The 22039-nt window shown below is 73.9% G+C and carries 27 protein-coding genes; 12 read left to right on the top strand and 15 right to left on the bottom strand.

Features of this window, described 5'->3' with window-relative positions; translation table 11 throughout:
• Positions 1-8 precede the first annotated feature (8 nt).
• Genes SM577_RS22045 through SM577_RS22035 form a run of 3 tightly spaced genes read right to left on the bottom strand, consistent with a single transcriptional unit; the run spans position 9 to position 2214 of the window.
• Positions 9-293 carry a MoaD/ThiS family protein gene (locus tag SM577_RS22045; protein WP_474587941.1) on the bottom strand — a complete coding sequence of 95 codons (285 nt, stop codon included), beginning with the start codon at positions 291-293 and terminating at the stop codon, positions 9-11.
• Positions 290-1303: a GTP 3',8-cyclase MoaA gene (gene moaA / locus SM577_RS22040; RefSeq protein ID WP_474587862.1), complete on the bottom strand. Its 1014-nt coding sequence runs from the start codon at positions 1301-1303 to the stop codon at positions 290-292. The genes SM577_RS22045 and moaA overlap by 4 nt, the downstream gene beginning before the upstream one ends.
• Positions 1300-2214 carry a fructosamine kinase family protein gene (locus SM577_RS22035; RefSeq protein WP_474587861.1) on the bottom strand — a complete coding sequence of 305 codons (915 nt, stop codon included), beginning with the start codon at positions 2212-2214 and terminating at the stop codon, positions 1300-1302. Before SM577_RS22035 ends, moaA begins: the two co-directional genes overlap by 4 nt.
• Before the next feature lie 229 nt (positions 2215-2443).
• Here SM577_RS22035 and SM577_RS22030 point away from each other — a divergent pair, with 229 nt between their 5' ends.
• The 3 genes from SM577_RS22030 (at position 2444) to SM577_RS22020 (ending at position 5768) form a co-directional block, all read left to right on the top strand.
• Entirely contained in the window at positions 2444-3499 is a 1056-nt protein-coding gene (locus tag SM577_RS22030; RefSeq protein ID WP_302922529.1) for a DUF4192 domain-containing protein, read from the top strand.
• 98 nt (positions 3500-3597) lie between these two features.
• The gene (locus tag SM577_RS22025; RefSeq protein ID WP_474587860.1) at positions 3598-5184 is read left to right on the top strand and encodes an MFS transporter; all 1587 of its coding nucleotides are present in this window, start codon (positions 3598-3600) and stop codon (positions 5182-5184) included.
• Positions 5181-5768 (top strand): TetR/AcrR family transcriptional regulator, encoded by a 588-nt coding sequence (locus tag SM577_RS22020; RefSeq protein ID WP_474587859.1) that lies wholly within the window; start codon positions 5181-5183, stop codon positions 5766-5768. The genes SM577_RS22025 and SM577_RS22020 overlap by 4 nt, the downstream gene beginning before the upstream one ends.
• A gap of 124 nt (positions 5769-5892) precedes the next feature.
• Here SM577_RS22020 and SM577_RS22015 read toward each other — a convergent pair whose 3' ends face one another.
• A complete protein-coding gene (locus SM577_RS22015) occupies positions 5893-6081 on the bottom strand; it encodes a DUF397 domain-containing protein (RefSeq protein ID WP_302922532.1) in 189 nt (62 codons plus the stop codon).
• Positions 6072-6839 (bottom strand): DUF5753 domain-containing protein, encoded by a 768-nt coding sequence (locus SM577_RS22010; protein WP_474587858.1) that lies wholly within the window; start codon positions 6837-6839, stop codon positions 6072-6074. Before SM577_RS22010 ends, SM577_RS22015 begins: the two co-directional genes overlap by 10 nt.
• A gap of 364 nt (positions 6840-7203) precedes the next feature.
• Between SM577_RS22010 and SM577_RS22005 the strand changes: the two genes are divergently transcribed.
• The 3 genes from SM577_RS22005 (at position 7204) to SM577_RS21995 (ending at position 8960) form a co-directional block, all read left to right on the top strand.
• Positions 7204-7437, top strand: coding sequence for a hypothetical protein (locus SM577_RS22005; RefSeq protein ID WP_474587857.1), 234 nt, complete (start codon positions 7204-7206; stop codon positions 7435-7437).
• The gene (locus SM577_RS22000; RefSeq protein WP_302922535.1) at positions 7434-7685 is read left to right on the top strand and encodes a flavin reductase; all 252 of its coding nucleotides are present in this window, start codon (positions 7434-7436) and stop codon (positions 7683-7685) included. Before SM577_RS22005 ends, SM577_RS22000 begins: the two co-directional genes overlap by 4 nt.
• Positions 7686-8078: 393 nt before the next feature.
• Positions 8079-8960: a thioredoxin family protein gene (locus SM577_RS21995; RefSeq protein ID WP_474587856.1), complete on the top strand. Its 882-nt coding sequence runs from the start codon at positions 8079-8081 to the stop codon at positions 8958-8960.
• Between the two features lie 27 nt (positions 8961-8987).
• On the opposite strand, the gene SM577_RS21990 is transcribed toward SM577_RS21995, so the two are convergent.
• The 3 genes from SM577_RS21990 to SM577_RS21980 form a co-directional block, all read right to left on the bottom strand.
• Positions 8988-9152: a hypothetical protein gene (locus tag SM577_RS21990; protein WP_302922537.1), complete on the bottom strand. Its 165-nt coding sequence runs from the start codon at positions 9150-9152 to the stop codon at positions 8988-8990.
• Between the two features lie 90 nt (positions 9153-9242).
• Positions 9243-9449 (bottom strand): helix-turn-helix domain-containing protein, encoded by a 207-nt coding sequence (locus SM577_RS21985; RefSeq protein ID WP_026874506.1) that lies wholly within the window; start codon positions 9447-9449, stop codon positions 9243-9245.
• Complete coding sequence (locus SM577_RS21980; protein ID WP_302922538.1) at positions 9449-9928, bottom strand: DUF2975 domain-containing protein; 480 nt, start codon at positions 9926-9928, stop codon at positions 9449-9451. The genes SM577_RS21985 and SM577_RS21980 overlap by 1 nt, the downstream gene beginning before the upstream one ends.
• Before the next feature lie 156 nt (positions 9929-10084).
• Here SM577_RS21980 and SM577_RS21975 point away from each other — a divergent pair, with 156 nt between their 5' ends.
• Positions 10085-10798, top strand: coding sequence for a GAP family protein (locus SM577_RS21975; protein WP_474587855.1), 714 nt, complete (start codon positions 10085-10087; stop codon positions 10796-10798).
• A gap of 15 nt (positions 10799-10813) precedes the next feature.
• On the opposite strand, the gene fdhD is transcribed toward SM577_RS21975, so the two are convergent.
• On the bottom strand, positions 10814-11668 hold the full coding sequence (gene fdhD / locus SM577_RS21970; protein WP_474587854.1) for a formate dehydrogenase accessory sulfurtransferase FdhD: 855 nt from the start codon (positions 11666-11668) through the stop codon (positions 10814-10816).
• Positions 11669-11719: 51 nt separating this feature from the next.
• Between fdhD and mobA the strand changes: the two genes are divergently transcribed.
• The 3 genes from mobA (at position 11720) to SM577_RS21955 (ending at position 13944) form a co-directional block, all read left to right on the top strand.
• Positions 11720-12478 carry a molybdenum cofactor guanylyltransferase gene (gene mobA / locus SM577_RS21965; protein ID WP_302922541.1) on the top strand — a complete coding sequence of 253 codons (759 nt, stop codon included), beginning with the start codon at positions 11720-11722 and terminating at the stop codon, positions 12476-12478.
• Positions 12475-12741, top strand: coding sequence for a DUF6457 domain-containing protein (locus tag SM577_RS21960; RefSeq protein ID WP_474580221.1), 267 nt, complete (start codon positions 12475-12477; stop codon positions 12739-12741). The genes mobA and SM577_RS21960 overlap by 4 nt, the downstream gene beginning before the upstream one ends.
• A gap of 93 nt (positions 12742-12834) precedes the next feature.
• Positions 12835-13944: a T3SS (YopN, CesT) and YbjN peptide-binding chaperone 1 gene (locus SM577_RS21955; RefSeq protein ID WP_474580222.1), complete on the top strand. Its 1110-nt coding sequence runs from the start codon at positions 12835-12837 to the stop codon at positions 13942-13944.
• Positions 13945-14008: 64 nt separating this feature from the next.
• Here SM577_RS21955 and SM577_RS21950 read toward each other — a convergent pair whose 3' ends face one another.
• On the bottom strand, positions 14009-15892 hold the full coding sequence (locus tag SM577_RS21950; RefSeq protein ID WP_474587853.1) for a beta-propeller domain-containing protein: 1884 nt from the start codon (positions 15890-15892) through the stop codon (positions 14009-14011).
• Positions 15893-16019: 127 nt separating this feature from the next.
• The gene (locus SM577_RS21945) at positions 16020-16478 is read right to left on the bottom strand and encodes an Lrp/AsnC family transcriptional regulator (RefSeq protein WP_302922545.1); all 459 of its coding nucleotides are present in this window, start codon (positions 16476-16478) and stop codon (positions 16020-16022) included.
• Between the two features lie 59 nt (positions 16479-16537).
• On the opposite strand from SM577_RS21945, the gene ddaH reads away from it, so the two are divergent.
• Positions 16538-17371, top strand: a complete 834-nt coding sequence (gene ddaH / locus SM577_RS21940) for a dimethylargininase (RefSeq protein WP_368051289.1) — start codon at positions 16538-16540, stop codon at positions 17369-17371.
• Positions 17372-17497: 126 nt separating this feature from the next.
• On the opposite strand, the gene SM577_RS21935 is transcribed toward ddaH, so the two are convergent.
• Entirely contained in the window at positions 17498-18694 is a 1197-nt protein-coding gene (locus tag SM577_RS21935) for an ABC transporter substrate-binding protein (protein ID WP_302922546.1), read from the bottom strand.
• Positions 18695-18775: 81 nt separating this feature from the next.
• A complete protein-coding gene (locus SM577_RS21930) occupies positions 18776-19573 on the bottom strand; it encodes an alpha/beta hydrolase family protein (protein WP_474587852.1) in 798 nt (265 codons plus the stop codon).
• Positions 19574-19656: 83 nt separating this feature from the next.
• On the opposite strand from SM577_RS21930, the gene SM577_RS21925 reads away from it, so the two are divergent.
• On the top strand, positions 19657-20256 hold the full coding sequence (locus SM577_RS21925) for a bacterial proteasome activator family protein (RefSeq protein WP_302922548.1): 600 nt from the start codon (positions 19657-19659) through the stop codon (positions 20254-20256).
• Positions 20257-20313: 57 nt separating this feature from the next.
• On the opposite strand, the gene SM577_RS21920 is transcribed toward SM577_RS21925, so the two are convergent.
• Together SM577_RS21920 and SM577_RS21915 are read right to left on the bottom strand one after the other, a co-directional pair.
• Positions 20314-21126, bottom strand: a complete 813-nt coding sequence (locus SM577_RS21920; RefSeq protein WP_302922549.1) for an HAD family hydrolase — start codon at positions 21124-21126, stop codon at positions 20314-20316.
• The gene (locus SM577_RS21915; protein WP_302922550.1) at positions 21126-21947 is read right to left on the bottom strand and encodes an HAD family hydrolase; all 822 of its coding nucleotides are present in this window, start codon (positions 21945-21947) and stop codon (positions 21126-21128) included. Before SM577_RS21915 ends, SM577_RS21920 begins: the two co-directional genes overlap by 1 nt.
• Positions 21948-22039: the final 92 nt, after the last annotated feature.

Genomic DNA, 22039 nt, shown 5'->3' with positions numbered 1-22039 from the left:
CGCCTCCTTCAGCCGCCCGCGAAGGGGGGCAGTACGTCGATCGTGGTCCCGGCCGGCAACGGGGCCTGACGATCGTGGCAGGTCACCCCGTCCACCAGGAAACTCGCCACCCGCAGCACGGCGGCGAGCCGGTCACCGTGCCGCTCGGTCAGCTCGGTGACGAGGTCGTCGAGGGTGCGCCCGGCCGGCACGGTCTCCTCGGTGCGGCCGGCGGCGGCGCGCGCTCCGGCGAAGTAGCGCACGGTCAGCGGGGGCAGCCCGGCGGTGGGCCGGGTCGGATCGGTCACGGTCAGCCTCCGATGGCCGACATCGGCCGGGCGGGTTGCAGGAACGTCGGGTCGTCGATGCCGTGGCCGGCCCGCTTGCCCCACATCGCGGTACGCCACCGCCGGGCGATCTCGGCGTCGTCCGCCCCGGCCCGCAGCGCCCCGCGCAGGTCGGACTCCTCGGTGGCGAACAGGCACGCCCGTACCTGGCCGTCGGCGGTGAGCCGGGTGCGGTCGCAGTCGCCGCAGAACGGCCGGGTGACGCTGGCGATCACGCCCACCCGGGCCGGGCCGCCGTCGACCAGCCAGGTCTCGGCCGGCGCCGCGCCGCGCTCGGCCGGGTCGGGCCGCAGGTCGAAGGTGGTACGCAGGGCGGCGAGGATCTCCTCGGCGGTGACCATGGCGGCCCGGTCCCAGCCGTGCTGCGCGTCCAGCGGCATCTGCTCGATGAACCGCAGCTCGTAGCCGTGGTCGAGGGCGAAGCGGAGCAGCGCCGGCGCCTCGTCGTCGTTCACGTCCCGCATCAGCACCGTGTTGACCTTGACCGGGGTGAGCCCCGCGGCGGTGGCGCCGGCCAGGCCGGCCAGGACGTCGGCGAGCCGGTCGCGCCGGGTCAGCCGGGTGAACCGGCCGGCGTCGAGCGTGTCCAGCGAGACGTTCACCCGGTCGAGCCCGGCGGCGCGCAGCGTGGGGGCGAGCCGGGCCAGCCCGATGCCGTTGGTGGTCAGCGAGATCCGGGGACGCGGTTCGAGCGCCGCCACCTCGGTGACGATGCCCACCAGCCCGGGCCGGATCAGCGGCTCGCCGCCGGTGAAGCGCACCTCGGTGACGCCGAGGTCACGCACGGCGACCCGGACCAGCCGGACGATCTCCGCGTCGGTGAGCAGTTGCGGCCCGGCGAGCCAGGGCAGCCCTTCGGCCGGCATGCAGTACGTGCAGCGCAGGTTGCACTTGTCGGTCAGCGAGACCCGGAGGTCCCGGGCGACGCGGCCGTACCGGTCGACGAGGGGGCCGTCGGTCGGCTGGGCGGCAGTCACCTGTCGACGGTAGCGCGTGTCAGCCCGCCGAGGGCGGCCCGGGCGGCCCGGCCGACCGCATCGCGGTACGCGGCGCCGAACAGGGCGGTGTGCACCAGCAGCAGGTGGAGCTGGTGCAGCGGCACCCGGTCCCGCCAGCCGTCGGCCAGCGGCCACGCCTCGTCGTACGCGGCGAGGATCCGGTCGAGGTGCGGCGCGCCGCCGAAGAGGGTCAGCTGGGCCAGGTCGGTCTCCCGGTGCCCGCCGTGCGCCGCCGGGTCGACCAGCCAGGCCCGGTCGTCGGCGCCCCAGAGCACGTTGCCCGGCCACAGGTCGCCGTGGACACGGGCCGGCGGTTCGTCGCCGCCGAACTCGCCGATCCGGTCGACCACCTCCTCCACCAGGGCGACCTCGGTGTCGCCCAGCGCGCCGCCGTCCACCGAGCGGCGCAGGTACGGCACCAGCCGGGCGCGGGCGAACCAGCTCGACCAGGGGCCGGGGTCGGGCGTGTTGTCCGCCGGGAGCGCGCCGATGAACCCGGGCCAGTCGGCCCCGAAGGCCGGCGCGCCGGCCCGGTGCAGCCCGGCCAGCTCCCGGCCGAACCGCTCGGCCGCCTCGGCGGTCGGCTCGCCCGGCTCGACCCACTCCAGCGCCAGCAGCTCGGGCAGCGCCACCAGCACCTCCGGTACGGCCACCGTGCCGGCCGCGCGCAGCCAGCGCAGGCCGGCCGCCTCGGTGGCGAAGAAGTCCTCCGGCACCGGCCGCCCGGCCCGCTCCGGCCAGGTCTTGGCGAAGATCGAGTGACCGTCGTCCAGGGTCAACCGGGAGGCGGCACAGATGTCCCCGCCGGCCACCGGCGTCTCCCGGATCCGCTGGTGGGTCAGGAAGGTCGGCAGGTGGGACGGGTGCGCCCGCAGGTACGCCAGGTCCATGACGGCAAGGTAGCCCCTCCCCACCCCCGCCGCCGGGCCACCTTCCCCTGAATCTTGGAACCTCCCGGCCCGGCCGGGGGCCGTTTCCCACCGAGATCTCCGGCGATCCGGTGCCGGTGAGGGGTGGTGGATCGGCGTGGGCAGGGTGAATACGGTCGGTAGCTGTGGATGAGCGGCGTGTCGTCCACAGGGGCTGCCGGGCGGGGTCGCCGGATCGCAGGCTGCCGGCATGACCTCGACCGACCCGCCCCGGCTCGCCGTCCGTTCCCCCGCCGACCTGATCGCCGCCGTGCCCTACCTGCTCGGCTTCCACCCCGCCGACAGCGTGGTCGTGGTGGCCATGCGCGGCCGGCGGATCACCTTCGCGGCCCGGGCAGACCTGCCCGAGCCGGCGGGCGAGGCGGACCCGGCCCGGCACCTCGCCGCGGTGATCGCCCGCCAGCAGGCCGACTCGGCCACCGTCATCGGGTACGGTCCGCCGACCCGGGTCACCCCGGCCGTCGACGCGGTGCGCGCCGCGCTGACCGGCGCCGGGCTGGCCGTGCTCGACGCGCTGCGGGTCACCGACGGGCGGTGGTGGTCGTACGTCTGCACCGAGCCGGAGTGCTGCCCGCCCGACGGCTCCCCGTACGACCCGGGTGCCAGCGCGGTGCCGGCCGCCGCGGTGCTCGCCGGCCAGGTCGCCCTGCCCGACCGGGCCGCCCTGGTGGCGCAGGTTTCCCCGCTCGGTGGTCCGGTCCGGGTGGCGATGCGCCGGGCCACCGCCCGGGCCGAGCGGCGACTGGCCGACCTGCTCGACAAGGCGCCCCGCGAGGACCTGCTCGGCGGCCGGTCACTGCGCGCGGCGGGCGTGACGGCCGTGCGCGCGGCCCTGCGCCGGCAGCGCCGCGGCGAGCGGCTCACCGACGACGAGGTGGCCTGGCTGAGCCTGCTCCTGACCCACCTGCCGATACGCGACCACGCCTGGGACCGCACCGACGGCCGGGACGCGGACATCGCCCTCTGGACCGACGTGCTGCGCCGGGCCGAGCCCGAGTTGACCGCCGCGCCGGCCAGCCTGCTCGCCTTCGCCGCCTGGCGGGCCGGGCAGGGGGCGCTGGCCGCGGTCGCGCTGGAGCGGGCGCTGACCGAGCACCCCGACTACACCCTCGCGGCCCTCCTGGACGACCTGCTCCGCCGTGGCGTGCCGCCGTCGGAGCTGGACGGCTGGCCGGCGGTGGGCGCCGCGGGCGTGGTGCGCCGCCGCAAGCGGAGGCCGCGCCACCGGCCCAGGCTCGATCTTTGACCGCGGTGGTTGCCCGGCCTTCCCGCACGTGTTCGCCGATCGCACAACTTGTACTATCGTACAAGTTGTACGTTAGTACAAATTGTTGAGGGGGCGTCATGGCGGAAGCCGACAGTGTCGTGGCGGCAGCAGTCCGGCGGGCGGGTAGGCGCGAGTGGGCGGGTCTGGCGCTGTTGGCGCTGCCGACGGTGCTGCTGGGCCTGGATGTGACAGTGCTGTATCTGGTGCTGCCGAGCATGGCCACCGCGCTCGAACCCTCGGCGCCCCAGACGCTGTGGATCATGGACGCCTACGGATTCTTCATCGCGGGGTTCCTCATCACCATGGGAACCGTGGGCGACCGGATCGGCAGGCGCCGCCTACTGGTCATCGGCATGACGGCGTTCGCGGCCGTCTCGGCGTTCGCGGCCTTCGCCCCCAACGCCGAGCTGCTGATCCTCGCCCGGGCGCTGCTGGGGGTGGCCGGGGCCACGCTGATGCCCTCGACACTGTCCCTGATCTCGAACATGTTCGCCGATGTGCGCCAGCGCGCGGTCGCGATCGGGGTGTGGGCCACGATGTTCGCTCTGGGCATGGCCGCCGGACCCGTCGTCGGTGGCGCACTGGTCGACACGTTCTGGTGGGGTGCGGCCTTCCTGCTCGCCGTCCCCATCGCCGCCCTGGTCCTGGCCGGGGCACGGATCCTGCTGCCCGAGTACGCCGATCCGCAGGCCGGCCGACTCGACCTGACCAGCGTGGCGCTGTCGCTGGCCGCGATCCTGCCGGTGATCTACGCGATCAAACACTCCGCCGTCGACGGTCCCGACCTCAGCGCGGTGCTCCTCGCCGTCGTCGGGACGGTCGCCGGGGTGGTCTTCGTGCGCCGGCAACGTGGCCTCGCCTCGCCGCTGTTGGACGTCACGCTGTTCGCGGGCCGGGCGTTCTCCGCGGCCCTGGCGGTGCTGCTGATCGGACTGGTCGGGGTGGGCGGGACCATGTACCTGGTCACCCAGTACCTCCAGCTCGTCGAAGGTCTGACGCCGTTCGCGGCGGGCCTGTGGATGGGGCCACCCGCCCTGGCGATGTTCGCCGCGGCGATCGGCGCGCCGCTCATCGCCAGGCGAGTGCGGCCCGGCCTCGTCATGGCGGTCATGCTCGGGCTCTCCGTGGCGGGCTACGCGCTGCTCGCTGTCGTGGGCACCGGGGATGCCGGGATGGTGGTGGCCGGCTTCGCGTTCGTCTACCTCGGCCTCGGCGCGATCGCCGCGTTGGGCACCGACATGGTCGTCGGCGCCGCGCCCGCGTCGAAGTCCGGCTCGGCCGCCGCGATGTCGGAGACCGTTCAAGAACTAGGCATCGCCGTCGGCGTCGCTGTCCTCGGCAGCCTGACCACCGCCCTCTACACCTCCCGGATGGACCCGCCGGCGGACGTTCCGCCAGCGGTCGCGGGTCGTCTCACCGAGAGTCTCGCCGGGGCACTGTCCGTCGCCGACCAGGTGCCAGCCGAGGTCGTGCAGGCCGCGCGAGAGGTGTTCAGCAGCGGGGTGAACACCTCCGCCGCCGTGGCCGGTGTCGCCATCATCGCGGCGGCCCTGCTCTGCCTCACCGCGCTGCGGAACGTCCAGCCGCTCGGTGAGGAACAGCAAGCTGGAACGGAGCAGCGGGAGGTGGCCGACTACCCTGACACCTGTAGGAGGGGAGCATGAGCGACGAGAGCGACTCCGTCGATGGGCGCAAGGCCCGAGGCAACAAGCGCCGCGCTGAGATCATCGATGCGACCCTCGCCATCGTCACCCGTGACGGCGCCGCCGGCGTCACCCATCGCACCGTCGCCAAGCAGGCCGGCGTCGCCACCAGTCTGAGCACCTACTACTTCGCCACGCTTGACGACCTGCTCGTCGCGGCGCTGTCCAGCGTCGCCGATGTCTACACCGCGCGTATCCGCCAGATCATCGACGGCACCGGTGACAAGCTCCGTGGCCTGGCCGAGCTGATTGCCGAATCCGCTGGCCCCGGCCGGGAACGCGCCCTGGCCGAACGCGAACTGTCCACGCTGGCCGCGCGGAGGCCGGCGCTGGCGCCCGTAGCCCGTCGCTGGCGCGAGAACGTCGCCGAACTTGCCGCGACGCTCACCGAAGACCCCGAAGCGATCGCCGCACTCGTTGCCGCCTCCGATGGCCTGTGCACCGCCATCCTGATCGACAACGCTCCCTCCGATCCCGACTACGTACACCGAATCCTGGCCCGGGCCCTTGACGCGCATGCCGACAGAACAGGGCCCCGGCGCTGAACCCGACGCCGACGCTTCCGTTCAGCGGTCACGTTCGCCCGATCTTTTCGGGTTGGGGCTCGCGGCGCCGTTGACCGTGACCCGCAACGCGTAGCCGCTGATCTCGGCGGTGTCGAAGAGGTGACTAGCCCCGGGTGAGGTGGGCGACGAACGTGCGCCAGGCTGCGGGCGAGAAGGTCAGGGTGCCGCCGTCGCGGTCCTTCGTGTCGCGGACCAGGACGACGCCGGGCAGATTGTCCGCCACCTCCACGCAATCGCCGCCGTTGTTGCCGCTCTTCGTGCTCTTGCGCCACTGCGCACCGGTCAGGTCCATGATCGAGCCGCTTCCCTGAGCATCTCCAGGGACCGCCCTCGGGGCAGGGCTTCTCCCCGGATGCGTTCCCACCGTCGATCCAGGCTAGCAACGTCCGAAGGCTGCTCAATTATCTGAGCTTGTGCCTGGCTGTCGACGTGCGCGACCCGTCCACCGTCGCTCAGCTCCGCGATCGTGAAGGGCCCACCGAGCCCCGGATACATCCCCACCTCCGCAGGCACGACGTGCACCTGGACCGACGGAAGTTCGGCGCACTCGGCTAGATGCGCGCACTGCTCACGCATCAGCTCACGGTCACCGTAAGCAGGTCGGCGGATGACGGCCTCGTCTATGACCGCAACCAGGAGAGGCGGGCGCTGGCGATGCAGGATCGCCTGCCGTCCCAGTCGCGCGTCGACGAGTTCGTTCACCTCGTCGACGGTCAGTGCCTCTCCCGCCAGAGTGGCCCGCGCGTACGCCTCGGTTTGGAGAAGACCGGGCACCCATGCGAGCTGATACGCCCGCAGGGCGACTGCCTCGCGTTCAATGTCGACCCAGGCTCGCAGCCAGGTCGGCTCACGTCGCTTGAGGACGTCCGGCCACAGGTCCCCTACGTCCCGCCCGAGAATTGCCGCGACCCGGGAACGGTGCCGAGGCTGGGGCACGCGTCCTGGGTTGACCCATCGCTGCGCGGTCTTGGGGTCGACACCGATCTGACCAGCGAGAGATTCCGCTGTCTCGCCGGCCTCGGCCATCGCCGCTATCACTCCGTGGTTCATGCGGCCTCCGATGAGGACGTCCCGAACATCGACTGACCATACCTGAACGCTGTGTACCGGTCCCATCACGGAGGGGCAGGGTGCGGTCAGGTGCCGGCCGCGATGACCCGAACTCGGCGGCCGGGCTAGTGGGGCCGCCTCGGCGAAGGCGGGGCGGCCCCACCAGATCACGAGGAGGCAAGCCCGTGCGATTCAGGTTCTGGCGCCGTGAGCCCGTCCCCACGCCGCCCCCGTCTGTCGGCCCGTCGACCCGCAACGAGCGATCGACCTGGGCGCAGCCGACCGCCGTCTTCCCGACCGCCGGTCCCGGCCGCCCGGGCAACCTGACCCCGGCCCAGCGCTGGCGCGGAGACGGAGGCCGGTGGTGAGCCTGACCGTCGGCAGCACGATCCGGGTGCCCGAGGACTCCTACCGCTTCGGCACCGGGCCGCTCACGCTGCACGTCACCGAGATCCTCAGTCGCGGACCGTTCGAGGGGCACGTCTGGGCGGAGGTGCGCGGCCACGACGTACGCGAGGACGGGTCGCTCGCCGTCCGTGCGCGCTTCGCCTTCGTCCGGGTCGACCGGGTGCGCGTCGTACACGTGGTGAGCCTGTGAGCCGCCGGTTCCGGGACCACCTGCCCACCCGGCCGACCTGGCGCTGCCAGGCGTGCGGGATCGCCTGGCCGTGTTCGGCGGCCAAGCTGCGGCTGCTCGCCGAGTACCGGACGGACCGGGCGGCCCTGCTGGTCTACCTGGCCACGCTCCAGGCCGAGGCGGCCCTGGAGCTCACCGGACTGGACCAGGCCACGCCACCGGTCGTGCTGGCCGAGCGCTTCACCAACTGGGCGCGCCCACGCGGATGACCGTTGTCAGTCCGGGACGCGCCGACGCGAGCGGGGCCGGCACGCGGGCGAGGTGACTGCCGCGCTCCGGCCCCCTGCTGACAGCCGCCCCGGCCGGCCGGGTGCCGCCGCGCACCGGTCACAGCGGCCCGCGTATCCGGTCACCACCGGCCCGCGTACGTCGCGGTACCTCGACCGGGTGAGTCGCCCGTCGTGCCGCCTCCCGGCCGGTGCCGGCGCCGGGAGAATCGGCGGGTCCAGGGCCAGGGTGGACGCGGCCCCGACAGGTGAGGAGATCGGGTTGAGCTCATCCGCCAGCCGGTGTCCCGTCGCCGAGCAGCCTCCCGGCCGGCTGCCGGCGGCGCTGACCGGGTTCCTCGCGGTGCCCCGCGTCGAGCGGGCCGGCGGTTGACGATGCCGATCCCCGCGTTCCAGGTCCAGCGGTGGGTGAACTCGCCGCCACTGACTCCCGAGGCGCTGCGCGGCCGGGTGGTGCTGATCGACGTCTGGGAGTACACCTGCGTCAACTGGATCCGCACCTCCCCGTACGTCCGGGCCTGGCACCGCGACTACGGGCCGGTCGGCCTGACCGTCATCGGCCTGCACGCCCCGGAGTTCGAGTTCGGCCGGCACGCCGAGAACATCGACCAGGGCATCCGCGACCACGGCCTGACCCACCCGGTCGCGCTGGACAACGACTTCCGGGTCTGGGCGGGCCTGGGCAACATCGCCTGGCCGGCGCGGTACCTCTTCGACGCGGACGGGAATCTCGCCGACCGGTGGATCGGGGAGGGTGACTACGACCGCACCGAGGCGGAGATCCGGCGGCTGCTCGCCGCCACGGTGCCGGAGCGCGACCTGCCGCCGGTCACCCCGGAGGTGGCGGCCTTCGCCGCGACCACCCCGCCGACGTACGCCAATCTCACCGAGGAGACGTACGTCGGCACCGACCGGCGGGTCCCGGGCAGCTTCACGCTGACCGGCGACTGGCGGGACAGCGGCGAGTACGTCGAACTCGCCGGCGGGACCGGCGAACTCGGGCTGCCCTTCAACGCCGGCGAGGTGAACCTGGTCGTCGACCCCGGACCCGGCCGGCCGGTCCCGGTCCGCGTACTGCTCGACGGGGAGCCGATCGGCACCGAACGCGGCGCCGACGTCGGCCCGGACGCGGTGGCCCACATCGACCGGGCGGCCATGATCCGCCTCGTCGCCGGGGCGTCCCGCGACGACCACCTGCTGACCCTGGTCACCGACCGACCCGGCTTCCGCGCGTACGCCTTCACCTTCGGCCCCTGAGCGGGGACCGGGCCGGGACCGGTGCCGTTACCGGCTGCGCCGGGCGGTCCGCACGCCGAACACGACAGCGCCGACGACGAGCGCGACGCCAAGGAGCTGGAGGCCGGGCGAGTCGTCGGCCTCCCCGTACACGACACCGGCGACGCCGAGCGCGACGCCGAGCAGGGCGACGAGGGCGAGGACGTACTTCACGGGTTCTCCCTCCGGCGGCGAACCCGCCGCCGATCTCGCCGGTGCGCGGGCGCCGTGGTCGATGTGGTCAGTGCGGTGCCCGGTGGTCGCTCATTCGTCGACCCACTCGAGCAGGTCGCCGGGCTGGCAGTCGAGCACCCGGCACATGGCTTCTAGGGTGCTGAACCGGACCGCCTTGGCGCGGCCGTTCTTCAGCACCGCGACGTTCGCCGGGGTGAGCCCGACCCGCTCGGCGAACTCGCCGACGCTCATCTTGCGCTTGGCCAGCTCCACGTCGATGCGGACGACGATGGGCATCAGATCACCGCTTCCATGTCGGTGCGCAGCGTGGTGGCCTGGCGCAGCAGCGCCCGCATGACCACCATCAACAGCCCCAGCACCGCGACGCCGGTCACCATCAGGAACAGCAGCAGCGGCAGCCCGGGGTCGTCCGCGTTGAAGCCGACGTAGAGGAAGACACCGACGAGCACCACCCAGGCGGCGGCGACGGCCCACACGATCGCGTCCACCCAGACCAGCGAGGCCGGACTGAAGATGCGGTCGTTCTTGACCATGGTGAGCAGTTGCCAGGTGGCCACGATCACCACCTGGGCGCAGAGCACCCAGAACACCGCGAGGGCGGTCAGCGGCCACCGCAGGTACGCCTGGTCCGGCGACTCCTCGGCCATGTGCGCGAACTGCCCGGGCAGCGAGAAGGTCTGCAAGACGACCAGGATCCCGAACAACAACACGAGGAAGACCCGGAGAGGGGCTACCGCCCGATGCTCTGTGATCATACATCGACTATCACTCGTTACCTATCGATTGTCAATAGGTTTCGGGGCTCCCGCTGGAGACGCTGACGCGGTACGCCCGGCTCGTCCCCCGGGGGTGTCGATCGTCCGGGTGAACCTGGACAATGATCAGGTGCCCGCTCTACCCGTCGGCCCGTCATGAGTATCGGGCTGCTGCTCGCGCTCGTCGGGCTGGCGCTGGTCGACAGCACCAGCATCGGCACCCTCTTCATCCCGGTGTGGCTGCTGCTCACCCCCGGCCGGGTCGACGCCCGGCGGATCCTGCTCTACCTCGGCACGATCGCCGGCTTCTACCTCGCGGTCGGCCTGCTGCTGGTCTGGGGCGGTAGCCGGCTGGCCGACGCGCTCGGCGGCGCGCTGGACAACCGGCCGGTGCTCTGGGGCCAACTCGTCCTCGGGGTCGGGCTGTTCGCGCTCAGCTTCCGCTACGACGGTAAGCGCAAGCGGCCGGGCGGCGGTGCGGTGCTGCGCTGGCGGGACCGGGCCACCTCCGGTGACTCCTCCGCGCGCTGGCTGGTCGGGCTGGCCCTGCTCGCCGCGCTGGCCGAGGTGGCGACGATGCTGCCGTACCTGGGCGCGCTGGGCCTGCTGACCACCTCCGGGCTGGACGCCGCGGCCGTGGTGGCGCTGCTCGCCGGCTACTGCCTGGTGATGGTGCTGCCGGCGACGCTGTTGCTGGCCGCCCGGGTGGCCTGGCCGGCCGCGATCGAGCCGCTGCTGGCCCGGCTGAACGCGTGGATCGTCCGGTCCGCGGGCAGCGCGATGGGCTGGATCCTCGGCATCGCCGGGTTCCTGCTGGCCCGCGACGCCGCCGTCCGGCTGGAGCTGTTCGGCCGCTTCGTCGACCTCTGACCGGCGCGGCCGCGCTCAGACCGAGATCCGGTGCGGGTGGGCGTAGACGTTCATGGTGCGGCCGCGCAGGAAGCCGACCAGGGTCAGCCCGGCCTCCTCGGCCAGGTCGGCGGCGAGGGTGCTCGGCGCGGAGACCGCCGCGAGCACCGGCACCCCGGCCATCCACGCCTTCTGGGTCAGCTCGAAGCTCGCCCGCCCGGAGACCAGCAGCACGTGCCCGGTCAGCGGCAACCGCCGTTCCCGGACGGCCCAGCCGACCACCTTGTCCACCGCGTTGTGCCGGCCCACGTCCTCGCGCAGCACCACCAGCTCACCGGCCGCGGTGAACAGGCCGGCCGCGTGCAGCCCGCCGGTGTGGTCGAAGCCCTTCTGCGCCGCCCGCAACCGGTCCGGCAGCTCCGCGAGGACCGCCGCCGGCACGCCCACCGGGTCGTCCGCCACCGCGAAGACCGACCGGGTCCGCACCGCGTCGATGCTCGCCTTGCCGCACACCCCGCAGGAGCTGGTGGTGTAGAAGTTCCGGGCCGGGTCCGTGGTCGGCTCCGGCACGCCGGGCGCCAGCACCACGTCCACCACGTTGTACGTGTTGGGCGTCTCCGCGCCGGCGCAGAGCTGCGCGGTGTGCACGTCGTCCGCCGACCGGATCAGCCCCTCGGTGAGCAGGAATCCGATCGCCAGGTCCAGGTCGTCGCCGGGGGTGCGCATGGTCACCGCCAGCGGCTGCCGCCGGCCCGGCCCGGCCGGGCCGACCCGGATCTCCAGCGGCTCCTCCACGCTCAGGCTGTCCCGCCGCCGGACGGCCGCGCGCTCGTCGGTCGCCGCGTCGAGGTCGATCCGGAGCACGCTCCGCCGGTCAGTCGCCCGTCCCATCCCGCCATCCTGCCCCGCCCGCCGGACGGCCCGCAGGGCTACCGTGGCCGGGTGAGGGCGTACGCGGCGGTGGTGCTGGCGGGCGGCGCGGCGCGCCGGATGGGCGGGGTGGACAAACCGGCCCGCCCGGTCGGCGGCCGCCCGATGCGGGACCGGGTGCTGGCGGCCGTCGCCGACGCCCGTCCGCGCATCCTGGTGGGGCCGGCCGGGCTGGTGCCCGAGGGGGTCCGGGTGACCCGGGAGCAGCCGCCCGGCGGCGGGCCGGTGGCCGCCACGGCCGCCGGGTTGGCCCTGCTCGAACCGGGCACCCCGGTGGTCGCGCTGCTCGCCGGCGACCTGCCGCTGCTCACCCGGGAGGCGATCGCCCACCTGCTGCGCCACCTCGACGCCGGGCCCCCGCCGCGCGACCTCGACGCCGAGCCCCCGCCGCGCGACCTCGACGCCGGGCCGGACCGCCGTGACGCGGCCGGCGGGTCGGCCGGGCACGATCTCCGGCTCGACGAGCCGCCGGTCGGGGCCGGTGCGCCGGGGGCGGCCACCGGGAGTCGGCCCGGAACCGCGCCGGACGGGGCCTGCTTCGTGGACGACGCCGGGCGGCGGCAGACCCTCTGCGGGGTGTGGCGGGTGCCGCCGCTGCGGGCCGCCGTCGACCGGCTCGCCGCCGGGCGGGGACTGGCCGGCGCCCCGATCCGCGCCCTGCTGGCCGGGCTGACCGTCCGCGAGGTGCCGTGGCCCGGTGCCGGCCCGCCGCCCTGGTTCGACTGCGACACTGACTCGGACGTACGCCGGGCGGAGGAGTGGGTGCGATGACGGTGATGGACGACTGGGTCACGGCGGCCTGTGCCGAACTCGGCCTGGACCCGGCCCAGGTGCCGGTGCCAGCCGTGCTCGACCTGGCCAAGGAGGTGGCCCACCAGGTGCTGCGGCCGGGCGCGCCGGTCAGCGCGTACCTGCTCGGGCTGGCCGTCGGGCGCGGCGCGGACCCGGCGGACGCGGCGGCCCGGCTCGTCGCGTTGGCCGGCGGGTGGCCGGTGGAACTCGGCGCGGACCGCCCGGGCGACACCCCCGCCTGACCGGCCGTCCGCCACCGCTGTCCGATCCCGGTCGGGGCTGATTCGGCCCCCTGGCCGCGTGGGTAGGGTGACCCCTGACGGACGGAGGCGATCATGACGGCTGACCACCCCTCGGCGCCGGCCGGTGGCTCGCCCGGCGAGACGCCGGCGCACCACGAGTCGATCCTGCTCGACGAGCCGAGCACGGCCGACCTGCGGGCGAAGGTGACCCAGGCGTGGCAGGAGTTCGCCCGCGCGCTGGCCGACCGGCTGGCCGCGCTGCCGGCCGGGGCGCACCTGGAGGTGACCCTCGACCCGACCGCCTCCGGCACCGGTGACGCCATTTACTCGGTCAGCGTCGACGCCGGCCCGGAGGGGGTGCTCGCCGCCCGGGCCGTCGGCAACGCCAGCCTGCCGCAGGGCTACCGCCTGGACCGCAACGCGGTGGCGGACATGATCGCGCTGGGCTGGTCGCCGCCGGGCGTGGTGGAGGGCTCCGGCGAGTACTTCGGGCTGGACTCCTCGACCGGGGACGCCGCGCGGCTGTCCGCGCTGCTCTCCCGTACCCTCCGCGACGTCTACGGCGCTCCGCACCCGGCCTTCCTGGTCTACCTGGTGCACGACGCGGAGGGGGAGTCGCTGCCGGTCGAGCCGCTCGGCACCGCGCGCAGCGAGTTCGGCCCGGACCGGGACGTCGAGGCCGACCTGGACGAGGCGCTGGCGGCCGCGGCCGCCGCGAACCAGTCCGGCGAGGGCGACGTGCTGGCGCTGGCCGAGCGGGTCCGCACGGTGGTCTCCACCATGCTGAAGTCGGACTCCGACCGGCTCCAGGTCGACTCGGACGGCGACATCAACATCCGGGCCGGGTCGGCGATGGTCTTCGTCCGGGTGCGCGACAACCCGCCCCTGGTCGACGTCTTCTCCCCGGTGCTCACCGAGGTCGAGCCGACCGAGCGGCTCTACGTCAAGCTCTCCGAACTGACCAACCGGATGCCGATCGGCCGGCTGTACTGCGCCGACGACACCGTCTGGGCGTCCATCCCGGTGTTCGGCCGCAACTTCCAGCCGACCCACCTGATGCTCGCCGTGCAGGTCATGACCGGGCTCGCGGACGAACTGGACGACCGGCTGCACGGCGAGTTCGGCGGCAAGCGCTTCTTCGGCGAGGGCGACAAGCCGGTCCGGCGGGACGAGGGCGAGCACCGCACCGGCATGTACCTCTGACCTCCCTGGTGGGTGGGGCCCGGAGTCCCCGAAGAAACCGGGCCCCACCCGTGGGGAGGGCGGATCAGGTCGAGGGGAGCCAGGCGAGGCTCCGCGTGGTGGCCGGGTCGGTGGCCCGCAGGCCCGCCTCGGAGACGGTCCAGAGCGCTCCGCTGACCAGCAGCGAGCGGCTCACCATGCCGGCCGTGCTCGGGTGGCGGACCGGGCCGACCTCGCTGATCACGTCCCCGGTCACCCGGAGCAGCCGGACGTGGTCGTCGACCGGGAGGGCGACCAGGCCGCTGTCGGGGTGGTACAGGAAGGCGTGCGGGTCGAACTCCACCGAGGAGTACGCGTCCGGCACGTGGTACTGGTCGAGCCGGGTCGGTCGGGCGGGATCCCGGACGTCGAAGAGCGAGACCTGGAGCCCCTGCGTCCGTCCCCGGCCGTCGGCCTCCTGCCCCACGCCGAGCAGCCGCCCGTCGGGCAGCGGGTGCAGGTACGCCGAGTAGCCGGTGATCTTCAGCTCGCCGGTCACCCGGGGCGCGGTCGGCTCGGTCAGGTCGAGCGAGTAGAGCGGGTCGGTCTGCCGGAAGGTGACCACGTACCCGACCGCGCCGAGGAAGCGCACCGAGTAGATCCGCTCGCCCCGGCCCAGGCCGGTCACCGAGCCCACCGGCGTCAGCGTGCCGCCGTCCGGGCGCAGCACGTGGACGGTGGACTCCGACGGCCGGCGGCTGGTTCGGACGTCGTCGACGGTGGTGGCGACCCGCAGGTGTCCCTGCCACTCCGACAGCGCGTACTGGTTGACGAGCCAGCCCGGCACCGAGCCGGTGGCCACGTAGCGGGGGCGGCCCGGGGCAGCGGTGTCGAACTGGTGGATGTCGGTGGCCTGCGCGGGCGTCGCCCGGCCCCAGCGGGGCGAGCCGGGCCGGTCCGGCGGCCGCTGCCCGGCGAGGTAGAGACTCCGCCCGGTGCCGTAGACGGTGTCCGCGTCGGCGGCCACGCTGACCGGGTCGCCGTCGCCGAGCCGGTCGGCGGCCAGGTCGAAGCTGAGCACGGTCAGCGTGGAGGCGCCGGAGAAGCGGTCCGGGCGGCTCAGCCGCTCGCAGCCGACCCGGCCGGTGTGCCGGAGCGGGCCGTCGGTCCACTCGTACGCCGGCAGCCAGGCGTCGATCCCGGCGGCCGCGATCACCGCCCGGTTGGTAGCGGTCCGCTGCGCGTCGGTGGCCCGCTCCGCGTACGGGAAGGTGAGCCGGGCGGCCGACCGGATCACCACCCGGGCGGTGCTCCCGGTCAGCCGGGCGTCCGCCAGATCACCCTCGATCCGGTAGGTCCCGGTGATCCGGGGCGCGCCGGTCAGGTCGACCAGGAGCAGCCGGGCGTCGGTCTCGTGCTGCCCGGCCGGCCGGGTGGCCGCCAGGTCCGGCCGTACCTGCGCCCCCGCGACGAGCACCAGGGCGCGGTCGCCGTGCAGCAGCAGGTTCTGCGCCCAGCCGACCACCGGCGTGGTCCGGGTCAGGTCGAGACGGCCGGTGATCCGGCGGGTGGCGGGATCGACCACCCGCAGCACGTTGCCGGTGACCGTGACGATCCGCCGGCCGTCGGTCTTGACCAGGTCCGGCTCGTCGGCGTCGGCCTCGTGGTTGTTGGTGCCGGTGTGCTCCGGGGCCGCGGCGCCGGCCGCCCGCGCGCCGGGGGCCGCCTTCTCGGCCGCCCCGGCCGCGTCCAGGGCCACGGCGGTACGCCAGCCGCCGGAGAAGCCCCACGGGCCGACCGAGGCGGACGCGGCGGCGCGCAGCCCGGCGAGCGCCTCGGCGCAGGAGTCGAAGGAGACCAGCCGGAGCGCGGCTGGCTGCGGCGGCGCCGGCGGCGGGACCGGCATCGGCGCGGACCCGGTAGTGCTGCCGGCGAGCAGGGCGAGCGCGACCAGCGTGGTGGCCGCGGCGGTGGGCACTCCCCGTTTCATGGCCGGTTCGACGCCGGCCGCCCCGGCCCGGTTCCCGCCCGGCCGTCCGGTCTCGCCACCGCCCGGCCTCGCCGCCCGATCCCGCCGCCGCGGGCCCCAGCGGTACTGCCGCCGGGGCGCGGCGGCGTCAGCCGGCGGAGGGGCCGACGCCGGGGGACTCGACCAGCCGGGACAGCACGATGGTGCTGCGGGTGGAGGTCACGAACGGCTCGGCGCGCAACCGTTCCAGGGCCGCCTCCAGGTGGGCGATGTCCGCCGCCCGCAGGTGCACCAGTGCGTCGGCCTCGCCCGAGACGGTGTAGGCGCCGACCACCTCCGGGTGCCGGCGGGCGGCCACGCCGATCTGGGCCGGGGTGGTCCGGCCGGCGCAGAACAACTCCACGAACGCCTCGGTGGTCCAGCCGACCGCTGCCGGGTCGACGACGGCGGTGAATCCCCGGATCACCCCGGCGGCGCGCAACCGGTCGACCCGGCGCTTGACCGCCGGGGCGGAGAGTGACACCCGGGTGCCGATGTCCGCGTACGAGGCGCGGGCGTCCGCGACGAGCAACGCAATGATCCGCTGGTCAACCGCATCTATCTGCAACGTTCCGCCTCTGGCATGCAATGGTTGTGGCTGTTACCAAAGTTGTACGGTACCTACTCTTGGTGACCGTGAACCAGCAGCGAGTCCCGCGAAAGCGGACATATCTCATGTGCTCGCCCGAGCACTTCGCGGTCGAGTACGCGATCAACCCGTGGATGGACGTGACCACGCCGGTCGACCCGGAGCTGGCGGTCAAGCAGTGGGACCGGCTGCGCGAGACCCTGGTCGGTCTCGGCCACGAGGTGCACCTGCTCAGCCCCGAGCCGGGCCTGCCCGACATGGTGTATGCCGCCAACGGCGCCTTCGTCGTGGACGGGACGGTCTACGGCGCCCAGTTCAAGCACGAGCAGCGGACCGCCGAGGCGGCCGCGCACCGGGCCTTCTACGAGTCGAACGGCTGGCGGTTCATCGCACCCAGCGAGACCAACGAGGGCGAGGGCGACTTCGCGTACCTGCCGGAGGCGCACGGCGGGTTGATCCTCGCCGGGCACGGCTTCCGCACCGAGCTGCCCGCGCACGCCGAGGCGCAGGAGGCGCTCGGCCGCCCGGTGGTGTCGCTGCGCCTGGTCGACCCGCGCTTCTACCACCTGGACGTGGCGCTGGCCTCGATCGACGACACCAACATCGTCTACTTCCCGGGGGCGTTCTCCGCGGCCAGCCAGCGGGTGCTCGCCCAGCTCTTCCCGGACGCCGTGGTGGCCGACGACGAGGACGCCATGACGTTCGGCCTGAACCTGGTCAGCGACGGCGCGAACGTGGTGCTCAACAGCGAGGCGACCCGGCTCGCCGGCAAGCTCAAGGCCGCCGGCTACAACCCGGTGCCGGTGGAGCTGGCCGAGCTGAAGAAGGGCGGCGGCAGCGTGAAGTGCTGCATCGCCGAGCTGCGCCACTGAGCCGGAGCCCAGCTTCGCCACTGAGCCGGAGCCCAGCTTCGCCACTGAGCCGGACCAGCGCCGGTACGACCCGGGGCCGGCCTCCCGACGGGAGGCCGGCCCCGGCGCGTTCGCGGGGTGCTCCGCTCAGCCGAGCGTGGCCAGCTCGTTGATCAGGATGTTGGAGAGCACCTGGCCGTCGTTCTGCACCTCGCGCAGGTACCACTTCTGCTGCGGGGTGCGCGGCTGGTTGAACTGCCAGATCCCGCGCGGGCTGTCGATCTGGCCGATCTTGCCGAGCGCCAGGTTGACCTGCTGCGGGGTGGGCTCCCCACCGGCGAACCGGATGGCCTGGTCCAGCACCTGCGCGGCGTCGTACGAGGCCATCGCGTAGGTGGTGGGGGACTGGTTGTACTTCTTCCGGTAGGCGGCGGCGAACCGGCGGTTGGCCGCGTTGTTGATGTCGGCCGAGTAGTTCAGCGCGGTCCGGATGCCCAGCGCGTACTCCTTGGGTTTGATGCTCTCCAGCACCGTGCCCTCGGTGAGGAAGCCGGGCGCGTAGATCGTCCCGGTGAAGCCGGCCTGGCGCACCTGCCGGATGAACTCGACAGCGGCCTCGCCGGAGAAGTGGCAGAACAGCGCCGCCGGCTTCCGGTTGAGCGCGGTGCGGATGTCGTCGGCGTAGTCCGACTTCTTCGGGCTCGCGGTCGCCGACGTCCAGATCACCGGGTCCTTGATCCGCGAGTCGGACCCGCCGAACTCCTCCCGGAAGCCGCGCACCACGTCCCGACCGCCGACGTCGTCCGGCACGATGATGGCCAGCTTGTCGGTCGGCTTCAGCTCGTCCTTCAGGTAGCGGCCGAGGGCCCGCCCCGCCTCGTCCAGCACGTACGACGTTCGCCAGATGTAGACGACGCTCTGCAGGCTGGTCGGCGAGGCGTTGGAGCCCACCAGGGGCACCCGGGCCTGCTCGACGGTGTCCCGGATGCCCGCCATGACCTCCGAGTCGACCACGCCGGTGAGGGCGAGCACGCCCTCCTTGAGCAGGCCCTCGACGGCCTTCTTGCCGCTCGCCGGCGAGTCGCCCTCGTCGGCGGTCACCAGGGTGACCGGGTGGTCGCCGAGGCGCTGCGCGTTGAGGTCGAGGAAGAGTTCGAAACCCCTGAGGATCTCGTCACCGATCGCCTTGAGGCTGCCGGTTTGCGGCGCCACCAGGCCGATCTTGATCGGGCTCGCGGTGGTGACCGGTTCGCCCTCCGACTCCGAGCCACATCCGGCTGCGAATCCGGCAGTACCCAGGGCGGCCAGCAGTTGGAGTGCCCGCCTGCGGTTCATCTGCGACACCGAGTTCCTTCCGGGGGAGCGTTGCAGCGCTGATCAGCGCCCCCTCGGCGTTCTACCTGCTTGGCGACGCTGCGTCAATAATTAGTGATCTTCACGCAAGCTTCGGAAAGCGGTTGTTATCTGCGGCCAGGCCGACGACTCCGGGTCGATAAGCCCGAAATGCTCGCACTCCGACAGCTCGACGAGCCGGACGTCCGCCCCCGCTGCCCGGCTGGCGGCGACGTAAGCCCGGCTCATCGTCACCGGCACCTGCTCATCCAGCGCACCGTGTACGACTACTGTCCGTGTTTGCGGCGGTACCAGAGCCCGCGGGTCGGTGGCCGCGTACCGGTCCGGGAACTCCGCCGGGCCGCCGCCCAGCAGCGCGGCCACCGCGCCGCCGTCCAGGTCCAGCCGGTACGCCTCGGCGAGATCGCTGACCGGGGCCAGGGCCAGCACGCCGCCGGCCACGGCCGGAACGGTGGCCGCCGCGTACAGCGCCAGCTGGCCGCCGGCCGAGTGGCCGACCAGGATCGGCGCCCCGGCGCCGACGAGGCCGGGCATGGCGTCGGCGGCCAGTCGGGGCAGCGCCGTCACGCCCGCCACCACGTCGGAGAGCGTCCCCGGCCAGCCGCCGCCCGGCTGCCCGGTCCGGCGGTACTCCAGCTGCGCCACCGGGTGACCCAGCGCGGCCAGCGCGGCGGCCAGCGGCCCGGTGTGGCAGCGGTCGTACTCGGCCCGCCAGAAGCCGCCGTGCACCACCACCACGAGCTGCCGGGCCGGCCCGGCGCCGGCCGGGCGGCGCAGGTCGGCGATCTGGTCCGGGTGCTCGCCGTAGGCCACTGTGTGGTCCGGCGGGGGTGCCGGACGGGTGAGGACGGCGCGGGGGTCGGCGGGCATGGCCAGACGGTAGCGCCCGCCCGGGTGGTTCCCGGCCACCGACCCCGGTCCCGGCGAGCACCGGCGGGGCGGGCTGGGTAAAGATGGATCCCATGACCGAAACGCGCTCTGGACAGAACGACGAGCCGGGTCCCGGCGACACCGGCCACGCCGGCACCGTGGTGGTGGTCGGCCCGGACGGCCGGCCGGTCGGCACGGTGCAGACCGAGGAGGGACAGGGCGAGGACCCGACCCGGCTGGTCGAGCAGCCGGCCAAGGTGATGCGGATCGGCAGCATGATCAAGCAGCTGCTGGAGGAGGTCAAGGCGGCTCCGCTGGACGACGCCAGCCGCAACCGCATGCGGGAGATCCACGAGCGGTCGATCGTCGAGCTCAAGGAGGGCCTCGCCCCGGAGCTGCGCGAGGAGCTGGAGCGGATCTCGCTGCCCTTCACCGAGGAGCAGACGCCGAGCGAGGGTGAGCTGCGCATCGCCCACGCCCAGCTGGTCGGCTGGCTGGAGGGCCTGTTCCACGGCATCCAGGCGGCCCTGGTCGCCCAGCAGATGGCCGCCCGGGTCCAGCTGGAGCAGATGCGCTCCGGCCGGCAGGCGCTGCCCAGCGGCCCGGGCGGGATGGTGCCGGGGATGCCCGGAATGGGGCAGCCGTCGGGCAACGAGGGGCACAGCACCGGCCAGTACCTCTGACATCGGTCGGGAGACCCCGGCCGCCCGTCGCGCCGGGGCCGGGGTCTCCCGACCCGCTCAGCCCACCCCGAAGACCTGCTCCAGGTACGCGGCCACGCCGTCCACCGAGTTCGCCGAGGTGACCTCGTCGGCGATCTCCAGGACGGCGCGGTGCGCGTTGGCCACCGCCACCCCACGGCCGGCCCAGGTGAGCATCGGCACGTCGTTGGGCATGTCGCCGAAGGCCAGCACGTCCCGGGCGGCGATGCCGAGCCGGGCGCAGTACCAGGCCAATCCCGCCGCCTTCGTCACCCCGGCCGCGGAGATCTCCACCAGCCCCGAGTACGACGAGTGAGTGGCCTCGGCCAGCCCCTCCAGCGCCCCGGCGACCAGCGCCAGGAACGCGTCCGGGTCCTGCTCCCCGGCGCGCGCCAGCAGCTTCACCGCCGGGGCGGAGAGCAGCTCGTCGGGCGTCTCGACCGCCCGGATCGCGTCGAGGTCGGCGTCCCAGCGCAGCGGGTAGTGCGCCTCGTGCCGCATCTGCCGGCTGTCCACGATCTCCACCGCGAAGCTCACCCCGGGCACCTCGGCCCGCAGTCGGCGGGCCACCTCGGCGAGCAGGTGCGGATCGAGCGGGTCGGCCCGGAGCACCTCGTCGGCGACCGGGTCGTAGACCACCGCGCCGTTGGCGCAGATCGCCGGCAGCGGCTCGGCGAGCTGGTCGTACACCAGCTTGAGCCAGCGGATGGGACGGCCGGTGACCAGCACGACCGGCGTGCCCCCGGCGGTGATCCGGGCCAGCGCCGCCGCGGTGCGCGGACTCACCGTCCGGTCGTCGGTCAGCAGGGTGCCGTCGATGTCGGTGGCGATCAGCCGGGGTGTCTCTGCCATCAGCGGGACAGTAGTCGATCGAGGTACACCGCCACCCCGTCGTCGTCGTTGCGCAGGGTGATCTCGTCGGCGGCGGACCGGACCGCCGGGTGGGCGTTGGACACCGCCACCCGGGCCCAGCCGGCCCAGTCGAACATCGGCAGGTCGTTGGGCATGTCGCCGAAGACCAGCACTTCGGCCGGGTCGACCCCGAGGGTCTGCGCCACCACCGCCAGCCCGGTGGACTTGTCCACCCCGGGCGGGCAGATCTCGACGAAGCCCAGCCCGGCCTGGGTGAGCGTCGCCACCTGCGGCGGCACGATCCGCCGCGCCCGCGCGAGCAGCTCGTCGACGTGGTGGTCGGCGGTCCGGACGAACGCCTTGATCACGTCGCCGGAGAGACACTCGGCGCGGCTGCGCGCCTCGAACGCGTCCTGGTAGGGCCAGCTCGCGTGGTAGTCGCCCCAGAGCGGGGCGTTGTGCTCGTCCGACGCCTCGACCATCACGGTCAGCGGCCCCACCGCGGCCTCCAGGTCGGCCAGCAGCCGGGCCAGCACGTCCCCGGCGAGCCGCTCGTCGCGCAGCACCACCGGGCCGGCCGGGTCGCTCTGGTCCACCACCCGGCCGCCGCCGGCCATCACCAGGAAGTCGGCGGCCCGGATGTCGTTGCGGGTCAGCTCGGTCAGCCGGGGTCCGCGGCCGGTCGCGCCGACCACCGGGATCCCGGCGGCCCGCACCCGGTCGAGCACCTCGTGGGTGTACGCGGAGACGGTGTCGTCGCTGCGGACGAGCGTCCCGTCGAGGTCGGTGGCGATCAGCTTGGGCAGTCCCGGGCGGGTCATCGTTCCTCCTTCGCCCGCCGCCGTCGCAGCCAGCCGTCGCGGCCCGAAGTGCCTCGACCCTTCCGACGGCGGGCAGCAACCGTACCTCGCGG

It is taken from the genome of Micromonospora desertarenae (assembly GCF_056150265.1).
The sequence above is the reverse complement of the archived record's forward strand: the minus strand, read 5'-3'. Positions and strand labels throughout refer to the sequence as shown.